The 17,395-nt window shown below is 56.2% G+C and carries 16 protein-coding genes; 8 read left to right on the top strand and 8 right to left on the bottom strand.

What is annotated here, in order from left to right:
- The first annotated feature begins 211 nt into the window (after positions 1-211).
- The 8 genes from fecI (at position 212) to lldD (ending at position 9,159) form a co-directional block, all read left to right on the top strand.
- Entirely contained in the window at positions 212-730 is a 519-nt protein-coding gene (fecI, locus tag J1785_RS13470) for a ferric citrate uptake sigma factor FecI (RefSeq protein WP_129990945.1), read from the top strand.
- Positions 731-735: 5 nt separating this feature from the next.
- Complete coding sequence (gene fecR, locus J1785_RS13475) at positions 736-1,707, top strand: ferric citrate uptake sigma factor regulator FecR (RefSeq protein WP_217219566.1); 972 nt, start codon at positions 736-738, stop codon at positions 1,705-1,707.
- Positions 1,708-1,841: 134 nt separating this feature from the next.
- Positions 1,842-4,202, top strand: coding sequence for a TonB-dependent Fe(3+) dicitrate receptor FecA (gene fecA / locus J1785_RS13480; protein WP_217219559.1), 2,361 nt, complete (start codon positions 1,842-1,844; stop codon positions 4,200-4,202).
- Between the two features lie 51 nt (positions 4,203-4,253).
- The gene (locus tag J1785_RS13485) at positions 4,254-5,159 is read left to right on the top strand and encodes a Fe(3+) dicitrate ABC transporter substrate-binding protein FecB (RefSeq protein ID WP_217219560.1); all 906 of its coding nucleotides are present in this window, start codon (positions 4,254-4,256) and stop codon (positions 5,157-5,159) included.
- Positions 5,156-6,160 (top strand): iron-dicitrate ABC transporter permease FecC, encoded by a 1,005-nt coding sequence (fecC, locus tag J1785_RS13490; RefSeq protein ID WP_217219561.1) that lies wholly within the window; start codon positions 5,156-5,158, stop codon positions 6,158-6,160. The genes J1785_RS13485 and fecC overlap by 4 nt, the downstream gene beginning before the upstream one ends.
- The gene (gene fecD / locus J1785_RS13495) at positions 6,157-7,119 is read left to right on the top strand and encodes a Fe(3+) dicitrate ABC transporter permease subunit FecD (protein WP_217219562.1); all 963 of its coding nucleotides are present in this window, start codon (positions 6,157-6,159) and stop codon (positions 7,117-7,119) included. The genes fecC and fecD overlap by 4 nt, the downstream gene beginning before the upstream one ends.
- 2 nt (positions 7,120-7,121) lie before the next feature.
- Positions 7,122-7,889 carry a Fe(3+) dicitrate ABC transporter ATP-binding protein FecE gene (gene fecE, locus J1785_RS13500; RefSeq protein WP_129990950.1) on the top strand — a complete coding sequence of 256 codons (768 nt, stop codon included), beginning with the start codon at positions 7,122-7,124 and terminating at the stop codon, positions 7,887-7,889.
- Between the two features lie 106 nt (positions 7,890-7,995).
- Positions 7,996-9,159, top strand: coding sequence for an FMN-dependent L-lactate dehydrogenase LldD (gene lldD, locus J1785_RS13505; protein ID WP_129953685.1), 1,164 nt, complete (start codon positions 7,996-7,998; stop codon positions 9,157-9,159).
- Between the two features lie 41 nt (positions 9,160-9,200).
- On the opposite strand, the gene J1785_RS13510 is transcribed toward lldD, so the two are convergent.
- The 8 genes from J1785_RS13510 to J1785_RS13545 form a co-directional block, all read right to left on the bottom strand.
- Positions 9,201-10,331 (bottom strand): sensor domain-containing diguanylate cyclase, encoded by a 1,131-nt coding sequence (locus tag J1785_RS13510; RefSeq protein ID WP_217219563.1) that lies wholly within the window; start codon positions 10,329-10,331, stop codon positions 9,201-9,203.
- A gap of 49 nt (positions 10,332-10,380) precedes the next feature.
- Entirely contained in the window at positions 10,381-12,648 is a 2,268-nt protein-coding gene (gene pqqF / locus J1785_RS13515; protein ID WP_217219564.1) for a pyrroloquinoline quinone biosynthesis protein PqqF, read from the bottom strand.
- Between the two features lie 7 nt (positions 12,649-12,655).
- The gene (gene pqqE, locus J1785_RS13520) at positions 12,656-13,813 is read right to left on the bottom strand and encodes a pyrroloquinoline quinone biosynthesis protein PqqE (RefSeq protein ID WP_217219567.1); all 1,158 of its coding nucleotides are present in this window, start codon (positions 13,811-13,813) and stop codon (positions 12,656-12,658) included.
- Complete coding sequence (gene pqqD, locus J1785_RS13525) at positions 13,776-14,033, bottom strand: pyrroloquinoline quinone biosynthesis peptide chaperone PqqD (protein WP_235174637.1); 258 nt, start codon at positions 14,031-14,033, stop codon at positions 13,776-13,778. The genes pqqE and pqqD overlap by 38 nt, the downstream gene beginning before the upstream one ends.
- Before the next feature lie 26 nt (positions 14,034-14,059).
- Entirely contained in the window at positions 14,060-14,827 is a 768-nt protein-coding gene (pqqC, locus tag J1785_RS13530; protein ID WP_129953681.1) for a pyrroloquinoline-quinone synthase PqqC, read from the bottom strand.
- Between the two features lie 12 nt (positions 14,828-14,839).
- Complete coding sequence (gene pqqB, locus J1785_RS13535; RefSeq protein WP_129953680.1) at positions 14,840-15,751, bottom strand: pyrroloquinoline quinone biosynthesis protein PqqB; 912 nt, start codon at positions 15,749-15,751, stop codon at positions 14,840-14,842.
- A gap of 57 nt (positions 15,752-15,808) precedes the next feature.
- Complete coding sequence (pqqA, locus tag J1785_RS13540; protein ID WP_013578120.1) at positions 15,809-15,880, bottom strand: pyrroloquinoline quinone precursor peptide PqqA; 72 nt, start codon at positions 15,878-15,880, stop codon at positions 15,809-15,811.
- Between the two features lie 170 nt (positions 15,881-16,050).
- Complete coding sequence (locus tag J1785_RS13545) at positions 16,051-17,088, bottom strand: dipeptidase (RefSeq protein WP_217219565.1); 1,038 nt, start codon at positions 17,086-17,088, stop codon at positions 16,051-16,053.
- Between the last annotated feature and the right edge of the window lie 307 nt (positions 17,089-17,395).

Genomic DNA, 17,395 nt, shown 5'->3' on the forward strand with positions numbered 1-17,395 from the left:
TTAAAATACTGGCTATAAGCAGAAGCAGAAGCAGAAGCAGAAGCAGAAGCAGAAGCAGAAGCAGAAGCAGAAGCAGATCGCGCCGGCGCGAATGATTGTTGCGTAGCCGCTACCAGCCAAAGCAGTGAAAAGCATGCGCTCCAGATTGTAATGATAACTATTATCAATTATCATTCAATGGTGAATTTCTGGTCTGGTTATGTAACTTTCTATGTCCACCAACACTGCCGTATCGCCCGCCCGCGCCTTTGAAGCGCTGTACAGCTCGCACCACCGCTGGCTGAAAAACTGGCTCCGGTTCAAACTGGGGTCGGCAAATGACGCCGATGATCTGGCGCAGGATACCTTTATGCGCGTCCTGACCGGCGACAGCGCGCAGGAAATTCGCGAACCCAAATCCTTTCTTTGCACCATTGCCCGCCGTGTAATGGTAGATTTTTTCCGTCGCAACGCGCTGGAACGTGCTTATCTCGACATGCTGGCATTGATGCCGGAAGAGCATATGCCGTCGCCGGAACAGCGGCAGTGTCTGCTTGAAACATTGCAGCAAATTGACACGATGCTTGACGGGTTGGGCGAAAAAGTGCGTCAGGCTTTTCTGCTTTCCCAGCTTGAAGGACTGACGTATCCGGTGATCGCTGAACGCCTCAACGTTTCGGTCAGCTCGGTTAAAAAGTACATGGCAAAGGCCACTGAGCATTGTCTGTTGTTCAGCCTGGAACATGGCTGAACGTGATGAATTCCTCCCTTTCTGATCATCAGCGACTCGCGTTGAAAATGGCCGCCCGGTGGTTCGCCACCTTATGTTCCGGCGACGTTACGCCGCAGCAAAATCAGAAATGGCAGGTCTGGCTGGCGCAGCATGAAGATCATCGCTGGGCGTGGCAGCGGGTGGAATCCTTACAGGGCCAGATGCACAGCATGCCCGGTAAATTCAGTTATCAGACGCTCAGTCATGCGCACCGGCAATCGGACATCACCCGACGCCGTGTGCTGAAAGGGCTGCTGGTCTTGCTCGGCCTGGGGGGGACCTGGAAAGCATGGCAGACGCCCGCCGGACAGGGGCTGCTGGCAGATACGCGCACGTCCACCGGCGAAATCAAAACGCTGCGTCTGGATGACGGTTCGCAGCTTTCACTCAATACCGCCAGTGCCGCCGATATCCGTTTTACGCCGCAGCAGCGGTTGATCCGCCTGCATCAGGGCGAAATCCGTATTACCACGGCGCGCGATCCGCAGCCTGTTGCACGGCCTTTTCTGGTGCAAACGCATCAGGGCATGTTGCGTGCGCTCGGCACGGACTTTATCGTCCGCCAGTATGATGATGCGACCCGTCTGACCGTGCTGAAACACGCAGTAGAAGTTACGCTGCCGGGGCATCCTGTGCCACGTTTGCAGGTCAGCGAAGGCCACTCCGTGCGCTTTACCGGCACGGCATTTGGCGAGGTCACGGCGATCGAAAGTGGTGCGGGAAGCTGGAACAAAGGCGTGCTGAGCGTCAGCGACCGGCGACTGGCTGAGGTGGTGGACGAACTCGCCCGTTACCGTCACGGACACCTGAGCTGTGATCCGGCCGTCGCGGATCTGCGCATCAGCGGCACCTTCCCGCTGAACGACACCGACAGCGTGCTGAATATTCTCTCGCGTACATTACCCGTAAAAATTCAGACAATGACCCGCTATTGGGTGAACGTGGTGCCTGCGTAATGCCGGTTAAAAATTTCTCTGCAAATAAAAATGATAAATAATCGCATTCGCGATTATCCCTTTTGCATTCTCATCCGACTCCTGAGTAACACGCTCAAAAACACACAGTAAAAAACATAAAATCTGGAGACGGTATGTCCATTTCACGCTCACGCGTTGTTCGTTCTTTTGGCAAAACAACACCACTGGCGATCGCTGTTCACTGCGCGATCATTCCTGCTGCGCTGATGTCTGCGCTTCCCGCTGCGGCTGCGGTGCAGTCTGCGTCTTATCAGATTGCTGCGGGTAACCTCGATACTGCTCTGAATCAGTTTGCGGCCACGGCGGGTATCACACTGTCGGTGGATTCATCGCTGACACGCGGCAAGCACAGCAACGGGTTGCAGGGAAGTTACACCCTGGGTGATGGCCTGACGGCGCTGCTGGCAGACAGCGGACTGGAAGCCAGGTCACTGGGAAATAACGCTTTTACACTGACGGCTACCGCAGTACCGGTGCAGGCGGCGGAATCCCTGACCGTGCTCGGTGACTGGCTGGCGGATGCGCGTGAAAATGACGTTTTTGAGCATGGCGGGGCGCGTGATGTCATCCGACGTGAGGAGTTTGTGAAAACCGGCGCGACGACGGTGCGTGAAGTGATGAACCGCATTCCGGGTGTGAATGCGCCGGAAAATAACGGCACCGGCAGTCACGATATGGCGATGAATTTCGGTATCCGTGGCCTGAACCCGCGCCTTGCCAGCCGAACAACCGTGCTGATGGACGGCATTCCGGTGCCGTTCGCGCCTTACGGCCAGCCGCAACTTTCCCTTGCGCCGGTTTCACCCGGTAACATGGACGCGGTGGATGTGGTACGCGGCGGCGGTGCGGTGCGTTACGGGCCGCAAAGCGTCGGCGGCGTGGTGAACTTTGTCACCCGCGCCATACCGAAAGATTTTGGTATCGAAGCCGGAACGCAAGGCACTTACAGCCCGACTTCCAGCCAGAATCACCCGAAAGGCACCGGCAATCTGATGATTGGCGGCACGGCCGACAATGGCCTCGGCGGGGCATTGTTATATTCCGGCACCCGCGGCAGCGACTGGCGTGAACACAGCGCGACGAAAATCGACGATGTGATGCTGAAAACCCGTTACGCGCCAAATGAAATCCACACGTTTAATAGCCTGCTGCAATATTACGAAGGCCGCGCGGAAATGCCGGGCGGTTTGTCCCGCGCTGATTACAATGCCAACCGTTTTCAGTCCACGCGTCCGTACGATGAATTCTGGGGGCGTCGTCAGCTGGCGAGTTTTGGTTATCAGTATCAGCCGGATCAACAGCATAAATTCAACATTCAGAGCTTCTACACCTACACGCTGCGTAGCGGCTATCTCGATCAGGGCAAGAATCTGACGCTTTCGCCGCGCCAGTATTGGGTGCGTGGTATCGAACCGCGTTACAGCCAGAGCTTCAACCTGGGCCAGACCGCGCATGAAGTGGGTGTCGGTTACCGCTACGTCAGCGAATCCACCCACGAACTGCGCTACTACAGCCCGGCCAAATCCGGCGTACTGCCGACCGGAAACAGCCCGTATGACCGTGATACCCAGTCCGGCACGCAGGCCAACGCGTTTTATATCGATGACCGTATCGACGTCGGCGACTGGACCATCACGCCGGGTATGCGCTACGAGCATATCCAGTCGTACCAGAATAACTATATCAAAGGCACGAAGCAGGAAATCAGCTACAACGCGCCGCTGCCTGCGCTGAATGTGGTGTATCACCTGAATGACGCCTGGAATATTTACGGCAACACTGAAGGTTCTTTCGGCACCGTGCAGTACAGCCAGATTGGCAAAGCGGTGGACAGCGGCAGCGTTGAGCCGGAAAAAGCCCGCACCTGGGAACTGGGTACGCGCTTTGATAACAACATTGTAAAAGCGGAAGTCGGTCTGTTCCTGATCAACTTTAACAATCAGTACGATTCCAGCCAGACCACCGACAGCGTAACCGCACGCGGTAAAACCCGTCATACCGGGCTGGAAAGCCAGATCCGTTACGACCTGTCCGATCTGTCGCCGAAACTGGAAAACGTCTCTGCCTACGCCAGTTACGCCTATGTCAACGCGGTGATCCGCGAAGAGGGCGATACGCACGGCAATCAGGTGCCGTTCTCGCCGAAAAACAAAGGCACGCTGGGGCTGGATTACACTCCGGGTAACTGGTTCTTTAACGTCAACAGCGAATACCAGTCCGGCCAGTTTGCCGATAATGCTAATACCGTTAAAGAAAGTGCTGACGGCAGCACCGGCCGCATTCCCGGCTTTATGGTGTGGGGCGCACGTGCCGGTTATCAGTTCGGTGCAGACATGGCAAACCTGAATCTGGCCTTCGGCGTGAAAAACATCTTCGACCACGAATATTTCACCCGCGCCTATGACGATAACAACAAAGGCATCTACGCAGGGCAGCCGCGGACGTTGTATATGCAAGGCTCCCTGAAGTTCTGAGACCCGCCGGGTTTCGGCAATATTTAATGACTGATAACGCACAGAGGTTTTATGTCTTTTTTCTCCCGCTTTGCGCTTTTTGCCAGCTTATGTTTTTTACTGCCTGCCGCGCAGGCCGTGACGGTAACGGATCAGCAGGGCAGTTTTACGATTGATACCACGCCAAAACATGTGGTGGTGCTGGAACTGTCCTTTGTGGATGCGCTGGCGCTGGTGGATGTCAGCCCGGTGGGCGTGGCAGACGATAACGATGCGGATCGTATTTTGCCGCAGGTGCGTCAGCGCATCAGTGCCTGGCAGTCGGTCGGCACGCGTTCGCAGCCGAGCCTTGAGGCGATTGCCGCGCTGAAACCGGATTTAATCATCGCTGACAGCAGCCGTCACAGCGGAATTTACACCGCACTGAAAGGCATAGCGCCGACGCTGTTGCTGAAATCCCGCAACGAAACCTACAGTGAGAATCTGGAATCGGCGGCGATCATCGGCAAGGTGCTGGGTAAAGATGTGCTGATGCAACAACGGCTGAATGAACATCATCAGCGGATGCAGGCATTTGCCGCACAGTTGCCAAAAGGCACGCAGGTCGTTTTCGGCACTTCGCGCGAGCAGCAGTTCAACCTGCATACGCGTGGTTCTTACACCGGCAGTGTGCTGACCTCACTCGGCCTGATTGTGCCGGAGCCGGTTAATCAGCAGGCGCTGGCCAATATCAGCTTCGAGCAGTTGCTGGCGATCAATCCTGACTGGCTGATCGTCGCGCACTATCGTCAGGAAAGCATCGTGCGCCGGTGGCAGCAGGATCCGCTGTGGCAAATGATGAAAGCCGCACAGCAAAAACAGGTGGCGTCGGTGGACAGTAACGTCTGGGCACGGATGCGCGGGGTATTTGCCGCCGAACAGATCGCCGGCGACACGGTGCGGATCCTGCATCATCAGGTGCTGAAAACCGCACCATGAAGGCAGTAAAACATGTATTTGCCGGGTGGCGCTGGACGCTGCCTTTGCTCATATTAGGCGTCAGCTTCTGGCTAACGCTTTTTTGCCGTTCAGCGGTGCCGGTGGGGGCTTTTGACGCTTTGCGCGCCTTACTGCCCGGACCACCGGATTCTCTGGCGCAGGCGCTTGTACTGAATCTGCGCCTGCCGCGCAGCCTGGTGGCGATGCTGCTGGGTGCCAGCCTGGCGCTGGCGGGCAGTTTGCTGCAAACCCTCACCCGCAATCCGCTGGCATCGCCTTCACTGTTTGGTATCAACGCCGGAGCGTCGCTGGCGATGGTATGGGTCAGCGCCTTCAGCCCGCAACTTTTCTCCGGCTTCAGCATCGCGCTGGTGGCCGCGCTGGGCGGCGGTATCAGTTGGGGCGCGGTAATGCTGACGGGCGGCGGCTGGCAGCAGGCTGGTGATCGCAGCCGGTTGATCCTCGCTGGCGTGGCGGTTTCTGCGCTGTGCGCCGCACTGGCGAAAGCCACGCTGATCCTCTCCGAAGACCACGCCTACGGCATTCTGAGCTGGCTGGCCGGTGGCGTGGCGCATGCCCGCTGGCCGGAATTCTGGCACCTGTTTCCGTTCACCGCGATCATCGCGCCATGGGTGATGCTGCTTGCCGGTCGCCTGAACCTGTTACAGGTCAGCGATGACAGTGCGCAGACACTGGGCGTCAACCTGCCGCGCCTGCGTCTGACCATTAATCTGCTGGTGTTGCTGCTGGTCGGCGCCTGCGTCAGTGTCGCCGGACCGCTGGCGTTTATCGGTCTGCTGGTACCGCATATTTCCCGTTACTGGATTGGCTATGATTTGCGCCGTATGTTGCCGCTCAGCATGATTTTCGGTGCCACACTGATGCTGCTGGCCGATTTACTGGCGCGTTTTCTGGCGTGGCCGGGCGAATTACCGGCGGGCGTGGTGCTGGCGCTGATCGGCGCACCGTTCTTTGTCTGGCTGGTGAGGACGCGCACATGACCCGGCAGGTCACTCTTTTCCTCACGCTCAGCGTGTTGTTGTTGCTGACTTTTGTGATTTCCCTGCGTTACGGAACTCACACGCTGACATTTGAGCAAATGCGTCTGGCAATGTCGCCCGCTGACAGCAATCATTTTGCGCTGTTTGAATACCGGCTGCCGCGCACCTTGCTGGCGATGCTGGTCGGTGCGGCGCTGGCGCTTTCCGGCGTGCTGGTGCAGGGGATTATCCGCAATCCGCTGGCCTCGCCGGACATTCTGGGGGTTAATCATGCTGCCGGATTAGTCTCAGCAGGGGCGCTGATGCTATTACCTGCGCTGCCGGTGTTATGGCTGCCGCCGCTGGCGTTTACCGGCGGTATCGCCGCTTTTGTGTTGCTGCGCCTGATGGCCGGGCGTTCCGCACCGTTACGTCTGGCGCTGACGGGGGTTGCACTGACTGCCTTTTACGCCAGCCTGACTGACTACCTGATGCTGTCACACCCGATGGAAATCAACAACGCCCTGATGTGGCTGACCGGCAGCCTGTGGGGGCGCGGCTGGAATTTTGTTGAGATAGTCGCGCCTTGGTTGCTGATCCTGCTGCCGCTGAGTTTGTGGTTTTGCCGTGACCTGGATGTGATGGCGCTCGGTGATGACAGCGCCTCGACGCTGGGTATTCGCGTATCCCGTGTGCAGCGGCTGGTGTTGTTGCTGGCCGTGGCGCTGGCGGCGGTAAGCGTTGCGGCCTGCGGACCGGTTGGTTTTATCGGTTTAGTGGCACCACACCTGACCCGCAAACTGGCCGGTGGCCGCCACCGTGCGCTGATCCCGGCGTCATTACTGGTCGGGGCGCTGATTCTGCTACTGGCAGATGTGCTGGCGCGAACGCTGAACCCGCCGCTGGAACTGCCTGCGGGCGTATTAACGGCGGTGATTGGTGCGCCGTATTTCTTCTGGTTATTAATGAGAACCCGCTGATTATGCAACTCAGTGCAGAAAATCTGACTGCCGGATACGGCAATAAAAATGTCCTTAATGGCCTGTCGCTGACGCTACCCGCCGGGAAAATTACCGCGCTGATCGGCCCGAACGGCTGCGGAAAATCCACGCTGCTGAAATGCTTTGCACGTTTGCTGACACCTGCCTGCGGCACGTTGCGTCTCGGCGATGAGGATTTATCTGCGCTTCATGGCCGCCGGCTCGCCCGCAAACTGGCGTTACTGCCGCAGCAGCATATTGCGCCGGAAGGTATCAGCGTGCGTGAACTGGTGGGCTATGGCCGCAGCCCGTGGCTGAACCTGTGGGGCAGGCTGGGGCAGCAGGATAAGGCCATCGTCGAACGGGCGATGCAGGAAACCAATATCACAGCACTGGCAGAGAAACGCGTCAGTGAACTCTCCGGCGGACAGCGTCAGCGGGTGTTTCTGGCGATGGTACTGGCACAGGATACACCGCTGGTGCTGCTCGACGAGCCGACCACTTACCTCGATATCAGTCATCAGGTGGAGCTGATGAGCCTGTTGCGCAGTCAGAATCAGCAGGGGAAAACGCTGGTGGCGGTGCTGCATGACCTGAATCAGGCCAGCCGTTATTGTGATTATCTGGTGATGATGGCCGAGGGGAATATCATCGCGCAGGGCACGCCGGAGGAGGTGATGACGCCTGCATTGCTGGCACAGGTGTTTGACATTGATGCGCAAATCTATCCGGAACCGGTAACCGGTAAGCCGATGTGTATCGTGAAATAGTTCCGGTTTTCATTGTCATTGTTTTCCTCTCAGACGGGGTTTATAAACTACACTTCTGACACCCCTACAGCGCCATTAAAAAGAGCGCAAAATAACGAGAGAAACAATGATTATTTCTGCATCAACGGACTACCGCGCTGCGGCAAAAAGTAAACTGCCGCCATTTCTGTTTCATTACATCGACGGTGGTGCTTACAACGAGCATACGCTCAGACGTAATACCGCCGATCTGGCCGATATCGCCCTGCGCCAGCGCATCCTCAAAAACATGTCTGATCTCAGCCTGGAGACCCAACTGTTTGGCGAAAAGCTGGCGATGCCCGTCGTGCTGGCACCGGTGGGTCTGACCGGCATGTACGCGCGACGCGGCGAAGTTCAGGCGGCCCGTGCGGCAGCGAAAAAAGGTATTCCTTTCACGTTGTCGACCGTCTCTGTCTGTCCGATTGAAGAGGTGGCACCGGCCATCGACCGTCCGATGTGGTTCCAGCTTTACGTACTCAAAGATCGTGGTTTCATGCGCAATGCGCTCGAACGTGCGCAGGCCGCGGGCGTCAAAACATTAGTGTTTACCGTGGATATGCCGACGCCCGGCGCACGTTATCGCGATGCGCATTCCGGTATGAGTGGCCCGAATGCCGTCGCACGCCGGATGTTTCAGGCCGTGATGCATCCGCAATGGGCATGGGATGTCGGCCTGAATGGCAAACCGCATGATCTTGGTAATGTTTCGGCCTATCGCGGTAAACCGACCACACTGGAGGATTACATCGGCTGGCTGGCGGCGAACTTCGACCCGTCGATTTCCTGGAAAGACCTGGAATGGATCCGTGAGTTCTGGAAAGGTCCGATGATTATTAAAGGCATTCTGGATCCGGAAGATGCCAAAGACGCCGTAAAATTTGGTGCCGATGGCATTGTGGTCTCCAACCACGGCGGCCGGCAGCTCGACGGGGTGCTGTCCACCGCTCACGCGCTGCCTGCTATTGCGGATGCGGTGAAAGGCGATATCACTATTCTCGCGGATTCCGGCATCCGTACCGGGCTGGATGTGGTGCGTATGATCGCCCTCGGTGCCGACAGTGTGCTGTTGGGCAGGGCATTTGTGTATGCACTGGCCGCAGCGGGCGAGGCGGGGGTGATTAATCTGCTGAATCTTATCGAAAAAGAAATGCGGGTCGCAATGATACTGACCGGTGCGAAATCCATTGCTGACATCAGCGGGGACTCCCTGGTCTACGGACGGAATCAGGTTCACCGCGCGAGCTTATAAAATGCAAAGGGCGTAACTTCCGTTCGAAGCCACGCCCTGCTTCACTGTCCCACGCAATAGCCGTTTCGTCCTGCATGCTTGGCGTCATACAGTGCGCCGTCGGCCCGTTGGAGTAATTCCAGCGAAGTCATGCCCGGCGACCATTGCATAATGCCCTGACTGACTGTCACCGTGTCTGCCACCTGCGATAAGGCGTGGGGGATGGCCGCCTGCGCCACACTTTGCCTGATGCGTTGTGCGACCACTTCTGCATCTGTTGCAGCGGCGCTGTGCAGCAGGATCACAAACTCCTCACCGCCATAACGGGCCACCAGATCGGCCGGTTGCCTGACCACCTGCCTGAAACACTTCGCAATGTCCACGAGGCAGTTGTCTCCGGCCTGGTGACCATAATGGTCGTTGTATTTTTTGAAATAATCCACGTCAATCATGATCAGGGAAAAAATACCGCCCTGACGTTCCGTTTGCGCAATCAGTTGTTGAAGTTGTTTATCGAGCTGGCGGCGGTTCGCTACACCTGTCAGCGGATCGTAATGTGCCAGGTTATCCAGCTTACTGACCAGCAACTGGTTGTCGCATTCCCGCCGCACGGAAAGCACAAACCAGCGGCTCAGCATAATACGCGCTGTCTCAAACAGGGCGCTGGCGACAATCATCGCGACGATTTCCAGAACCGGAATATCCGCTTTCAGCAGTATCAGATGAAAAAATAATGAAAACCACAGCGGCAATGTGAAGCTGTAAAGGATCGGCATGGTCGGGTACAACGCAATCAGCGCCGTAAAAATCAGCATGCAGAAAAGCGGGAAGACCAGTTGTTGCTGCGTATCACTGGTCAGCATGAAATGGAACACGACGGCCCAGTACAAACCGACCAGAAACGCCAGTACCATCGCGGGCGTACGTGAGCGTATGAAGCGCAATACGGGTAAAAGAAGGATGATAAAAACCAGAAAAATCAGTGCCAGCTTATCCAGCACCGGACCGGAAACCGCCACATCGGCGTGCGGATCCAGCAATACCCGGAACTGGTGCCGGCCAAACAGAAAAAGCACAAAGCTCAGATTAGCGAGCAGTAACCAGATGCCGCTGGTACGCAATGACGCTTTTTTATAGTGATCCAGCAGGGTGTCGAATGCGTGGTCCGGCTGGAGAGCGGGAGGAGTTTGCATGTTTATCCTTAACATCTTATCTGCGTACAGTGTAGCTGAAGAAAACTTTTTACTCCTCACCCTGCGAAGGGGGAGGCGGAGAGGGGGTTTTAAGGACGAAGCGATGGCCAAAGCCGACATCAACTTCTTGATTTTTCTGTAATACCCCACTCAAACCCTCCCCTGTGCAGGGAAGGGAGTTGTCCGGTGCTCGTACACAGGCGAGCAGTTGTTCTGTTGTAATCGCCGCAACAGACGCTTCATTGATTTCCGGCGCACAGGCAAACTCCCTCAGCCACTGTTGCCTCGCCGCTTCCAGCCTGTCAGCTGGCCTCACGCTCAGCGATTCCCGCAGCGTGCAGCGCTTTTCTTCCAGTGTCTGTGGGGTGATGCCATCAATGACGGACGGGATCTCCGCGATAAAAGTATCGATAAACCCCAGCAGCGTTTCTGTGTCATACGACGGCGATTGTAATGCAAACAAAATTCCGGACTGACGCGCCGTCTGATGGAAACGGCAGCTCACCACATAGCCGATATTTTTCTCGACGCGCAATTGCCGGAAGAACTTTGGCTCAAGCAAATACGCCAAAATCTGCGTGGCGGCCAGACATTCAGCGGTGTTTTCCGCCAGCGGGCAGAATACCAGCACGGCGGCATCATCACCCGCAACCCGCAATTCATGTACTTCCCCGGATGATTCACTGACCACTTCCGGCAATGTTGCCAGCAGGGTGCGTATCGCGATGTCCGATCTCAGCTGACGCTGTTCCTGCTCAAACAGTCGCCTGCCTTGTGCCAGCGCGGCGGGAGAAGGCGCGCGCAGCAGTCTCAGTGCGGCCGCGAGCGTGCGCGCCGTCCATGCCTGACATCCGCTAAGCTGTAATAATCCGTTTCCCTGTTCGTAGCTGAATATCAGCGAATTCCCCTGATGGGCGGACAATGCACACAGTGCCCGCAGGCTGGCACGGGCGATGCAGGCCTGCAGTAAGGTCAGCGGAGCGCCGGTTGTCTGTATGCTTTCATCCGCTGTATGCGCTTCTTCTGCGTGAGGGAGGTAAAACATAAAGTGTGATTCAGTGACGCTGTCACTTTTCGACTGCCAGGCAGAGAAACTGACCGGTAAAGTAAAACCCTGAACTGACGCGTTATGTCCGTGCACATCCCGGGCAATCCACAGCCGTGTCATATTTTCCGGCTTTAGTTCGCTGAGCAATTTCTGCCAGCCGTTTTGAGCCGCAGGCGGGAAATCCAGGGTGCGGGCGCGCAGTTGCTCCAGCGGTGTTAAACGGCTGAAGTCGCGACGGGCGAGGGCTACATAATGCTGCAAATGTCCGGTGCTTAAGTCGCGAACCTGTTGCAGCCAGTGGCAGAACAACGTTTCGACACCGGCACGCAAGGCCAGGGGGGTATCGCAGACCAAAAATTCAATGCTGAGGATGGCGTGCGTGGTATCCGTATAAGGTAGCGAAACCCGCACGCTGTCGGCCAGCGCCTGCGTTCGCAGTTGTTCCAGTAAACTGCCCGGCGCTTCATCGGTAAGCAACTGGCGCAGTAATGTCAGCGCCGGAGAAAGCGTCACCGGGAATGAAAAACGCAGGCGTGGCGAACTTTCCAGACGCAACTGAAGATAGCGTTCCCGGCTCAGCGCCGGTGGCTGAGTATGGGCTGGTGGGGAACCTTTACCGGCAGCAAAGGCATTGCCGTAACGCCCGGCCAGTGCAGCGAGTTCAGCGACCGATTGCGGGCCTTGTAACCATAACGTGAGCTGCCCTGCGGTGAAGAATCGCTGATGATAATGTATCAGCGCCTGTTGCAGAGCGGAAATATCCTCGCCGAAAGCGGTACGGTGACCGATGTGAAAATCGTGCAGTTGTGCCGGCGCGGCAAAAGCCAGGCTCAGCGCCGCATCACAAAGGGAATCCGCATGAGCGGTCAGCATGCGATATTCGGCGTCGATCACGGCCACTTCCTGCTGTACGGTATCCGTGGTCAGCAAAGGCTGCACCAGCATGTCCGTCAGACGCGCCAGTCCGTCTTCAAACTTTGCCGGTGTCATATCAAAAAACCATGCCGTCGAGGTGGCATGCGTGGTGGCGTTGAGTCGTGCGCCCTGCGCCTGCGCCCACATCATCAGCCGGTCATCGCCCTGAAACTGATGGCTTCCGGCAAACACTACATGCTCAAACAGATGCGCCAGCCCGGGAAATTCCTCCGGTTCGTGATGGCTTCCGGCATTGAGATGAATAAGCGCGGCGGTACGTGAAGCCTGCGGGTCATGGAGAATATTGACCCGCAATCCGTTGCTCAGTGTCAGGGTCTCTGCGGCTGGCAGCATCAGACCCTCAGCCTTTAAAAATCAACTGAGAGTTCGCGCGGTTGCGGAACTGCAACTGATTGATTTGAATGTTGGTGCAATTGGCCTGTTCTCGTGCGGCGAGGATTTGGCCGTGATGTTCAGATTTTGAACACACCGGATCGGCGTTGTCGGCATTGCCGGTGAGCATAAAGGCCTGACAGCGGCAGCCACCGAAGTCTTTCTCTTTTTCTGAACACGAACGGCAGGGTTCCGGCATCCAGTCGAAGCCGCGGTATTTGTTAAAACCGAACGAGTCGTACCAGATTTCCTGCAAGGTATTATTCAGCACCGACGGGAATTCCACCGGCAACTGGCGCGCGCTGTGGCACGGCAGCGCCATGCCTTCCGGCGTCACACTGAGGAATATCGCTCCCCAGCCGCCCATGCAGCCTTTCGGACGTTCTTCATAATAATCGGGTGTCACAAACAGCAGGTTGGCCAGATTACCGGTGCCGGCCATTTTTTCGCGGTACTGGTGCACCACATTTTCGGCGCGGGCGATCTGGTCGCGGGTAGGCAGTAAACCTTCGCGGTTGAGCTGCGCCCAGCCATAAAACTGACAGGTCGCCAGCTCGACATCATCGGCTTCCAGTTCAATGCTCAGATCAATGATCTTGTCGATCTGATCGATGTTATGACGGTGCAACACGAAGTTCAGCACCATCGGATAACCGTGGGCTTTTACCGCTTTGGCCATGTCGAGTTTTTGCCGGAATGCTTTGGCGTTACCCGCCAGCGCGGCGTTCAGCGTCTCATCGCTGGCCTGAAAACTGATCTGGATATGATCCAGTCCGGCGTCGGCAAACGCATCGATTTTCTTTTCGTTCAGCCCGATGCCGGAGGTGATCAGGTTGGTATAAAAACCGAGATCCCGCGCGGCACGGATAAGTTCCGGCAAATCTTTACGCACCAGCGGTTCACCGCCGGAGAAACCAATTTGCACCGCGCCCATTTCCCGCGCTTCTTCGAACACTTTGATCCACTGCGCGGTGGTCAGCTCTTTTTCCTGTTTAGCAAAGTCGAGCGGATTCGAGCAATACGGGCATTGCAGCGGGCAGCGGTAGGTCAGTTCGGCCAGCAGCCACAGCGGCGGTTTGACCGCAGGGTTAAGCCGGTTCACGGAACGTAATCCACTTTTGTGCATGGGCCTGAGCGAAGAAGTCTTTGACGTCGTCATTCACGCCGCCGGCATCCGGGAAACGCGTATTCAGCTCATCAATGATATTGGCGATCGTCCGCTCGCCATCCACGAGTTGTAAAATGAAGGTCGCGCTATCGTTGAGTTTCGCCATCCCTTCCGGATACAAAATCACATGGCAGTCCTGCGTTTTCTCAAACTGCATGCGGTAGCCGCGACGAAACATCGGCGTGTAGTGTTCGGTAATGGTGATCACAGGAGTCTTCCTTTATGCCAGACCGCCTGTTGCGTCACGCTGTGGTACGGCGGGCGGTTCAGTTCGTAGGCCATGCTCATGGAATCGAGCATGCTCCACAAAATATCGAGTTTGAATTGCAGAATTTCCAGCATGCGCTGTTGTTTTTCGACAGTATCGCAATACTCCAGCGCCAGTTGCAGGCCGTGTTCGACGTCGCGGTTAGCCTGGCTCAGGCGGCTGCGGAAATAACCGTAACCTTCTTCCTCAATCCATGTGTAATGCTGCGGCCAGGTGTCGAGGCGTGCCTGATGGATTTGCGGAGCGAACAGTTCCGTCAGCGAGCTGCACGCGGCTTCCTGCCAGACGGCGCGGCGGGCAAAATTGACGTAGGCATCGACCGCAAAACGCACCCCCGGTAACACCCTTTCTTCTGAAAGCAGCACATCGCGGTCTAACCCCACCGCTTCGCCCAGACGCAGCCAGGCTTCGATACCGCCTTCACTGCCGCCATGTCCGTCGTGATCGAGAATACGCTGTACCCATTTACGGCGGGTTTGCGCATCCGGACAGTTGGCCATGATCGCCGCGTCTTTCAGCGGAATGCTGGTCTGATAATAGAAACGGTTCGCCACCCAGCCCTGAATTTGCTCGCGGGTTGCCTGACCGTTATGCATCGCAATGTGGTACGGATGATGGATGTGATAAAACGCGCCTTTGGCACGCAGCGCCTGTTCAAATTCCTGCGGCGTCATCGGTGACGTCTGTGTTGTCGATATGCTCATGGTCGTTTTGCCCTACAGTTCGATGCGCATCCCGTCCCGGCTGACTTCGATGTTTTGTTGCGTCAGCGCCTGCCGCTCGGCAGAGGATTCATTGAGGATCGGGTTGGTATTATTAATATGGATGAGAATTTTGCGTTTTGCCGGAAGTGACGACAGCAGGGCGATCAGCCCCTGTTCTTCGGCAAGCGCCAGATGGCCCATGTCTTTGCCGGTATTTCGGCCTACGCCGGTGGTTGCCAGCTCGTTGTCCTGCCACAGTGTGCCGTCAATCAGCAGGCAATCCGCTTTGTTCAGCCATTTCAGCAGTTCATCGTCCGGCTCGCCCAGACCCGGTGCATACAGCAGCGAGGTGCCGGTATGGGAGTCTTCGATAAACAGCGCGATATTGTGACCGGGCAGCGGCTTACCGCGATATTTCGAATACGGTGGCGCATTGCTCAGCAGCGGAATGGCGGTGAATGTAAGGTTCGGGCACACGGCAACGGAGAAGCGGTTCTCCGGCTCGATAGCGTGGTGTTGCAGGCCACCATTCCAGTGAGAAAGCATGGTAAAGATCGGGAAACCGGTGGTCAGATCTTCGTGGACTTCCGGCGTACACCAGACCTGATGCGGGCAGCCTTCACGCAAATTCAGCAGGCCGGTGCAGTGATCAATCTGGCTATCGGTCAGGATGATTGACCCGATAGCGGTGCCGCGTAAAACGTCGTGTTTTATCAGTTCCGGCGTAGCGGCAATCTGGTGACAGATGTCCGGCGAGGCATTACACAGCACCCAGTCGGTGCCATTATCGCTGACGGCAATAGAAGACTGCGTGCGCGGGGACGTTTTCATGGTGCCATTGCGCACGCCCTGACAATTGCTGCAATTGCAGTTCCACTGAGGGAAACCGCCGCCAGCTGCGGAACCAAGTACGATAATCTGCATATGAAAACCAGGGGAAAGGGAAGGAAGATGCCCACAGTTAACCGTGGGCATAAAGGCTTAGCGGTTAGAAATGTACAGTGTCACTTCTAAGCCTAAACGCAGGTCTTCGAATGAAGGTTTAGTCCACATAATAATGTCCTCTTGGTGATTACAGTGTTAAGTTCACTGCTGCTTTAATTGCGGCAGGTGATCGGCTTATTGTCAAATATTGATGGTTTGGCTATAAAAATGTTGCGATGAACGCAAACCGATATTGCCCTGTAAGCCACAGGGATTAACGCAAAACCCCGGATGAAAAACTATTCACCCCAGGTCTGTTTTAATAATTTCAGCCAGTTGCGGTACGCGATTTTTTCGATCAATTCGTTGCCGTATCCCGCATCAGACATCGCCTGAAGCAGCAAAGGCATTCCGGCAACATCACCGAGAGCATCCGGCACATTGATGCCGTCGAAATCCGAACCAAAACCGACATTTTCTTCCCCCAGTTTATCAAGAAGGTTATCAAGATGTTTAACAATTTCGGTTACCGGGGTATCGCCGTTACGTTTTCCATCGGCCCGCAAAAAAGCAGTGCCGAAATTAACACCAACGAAACCATCGCTTTCTGCAATTGCGGCCAGTTGTTTATCGGTCAGATTGCGCGGTTGCGGACACAGCGCGTGCACATTTGAGTGGGTCGCGACCAGCGGAGCATCACTGAATGTCGCCGTCTGCCAGAAGGCTTTTTCATTCATATGCGAGACATCAAACAGAATTTTTTTCCGGTTACACTCACGCAATAATCCAAGCCCGGCGGGCGTCAGGCCATCTCCGGTGTCAGGCGAACCGGGGAAATCACCCTTTACACCGGTACCAAACTGGTTGGGTAAATTCCACAACGGGCCGATGCTGCGCAGCCCTTTTTCATACCAGCGCTCCAGCCGCGAGAAATCATCCCCGAGTGCTTCCGCCCCTTCGATATGCATCACCATCGCCAGCACATTCTGCGCAATACACGCTTCAATTTCACCGACCGTCCGGCAGATTTTTGCCCGCCCGGCGGACTGTGTTTCAAGGCGTTCCAGCAGCGAAATCTGCGCTTGCGTAATGGTGTAAGCATCATGGGTTTCTGCAGGGGAATTGGGCTTCAGTTGTGGTACATACGAAGCAGGTGGTACAAAAACAGCGAATAATCCGCCTGCAAAGCCCCCCAGACGACAGCGCCTGAGATCGAGATGACCCTCAAGGGAGCCATCAAGAAACAAAGCAGCAGGATCTGCTGCGTCATGCAGCCACAGGCGAAGTAACAGGTCGTTATGACCGTCAAAGACAGGAGTATTGGGGATGGTGTTCATGATGTTAATGGTACTTTATAAAAGCATGTTGAAACATGGGGAATTATGTAAGTTTTGGTTTTTTTGCACGGATCGGTGCAAAGGGGGCGATTTTAAAATCAATGTCCAGGTCAAGGTCAAGACCGTGGGCGTCGGCCCACACCGACTTGGGGGGCGGCCTATCGCCGCCACCCCCCAAGACCCCCCGGGCTCTTTTACTGCGCGCTGTCGCAGGCACGACGGACATATTCTGGTGAAATAGAGAGTGGCGCAAATCCAGGTGCTTCGCACTGCCTACTCTCGGGGTTACACGGCCTGCGGCCTCTCC

The organism is Rahnella perminowiae (genome assembly GCF_019049755.1).
Lineage (GTDB): Bacteria > Pseudomonadota > Gammaproteobacteria > Enterobacterales > Enterobacteriaceae > Rahnella > Rahnella perminowiae.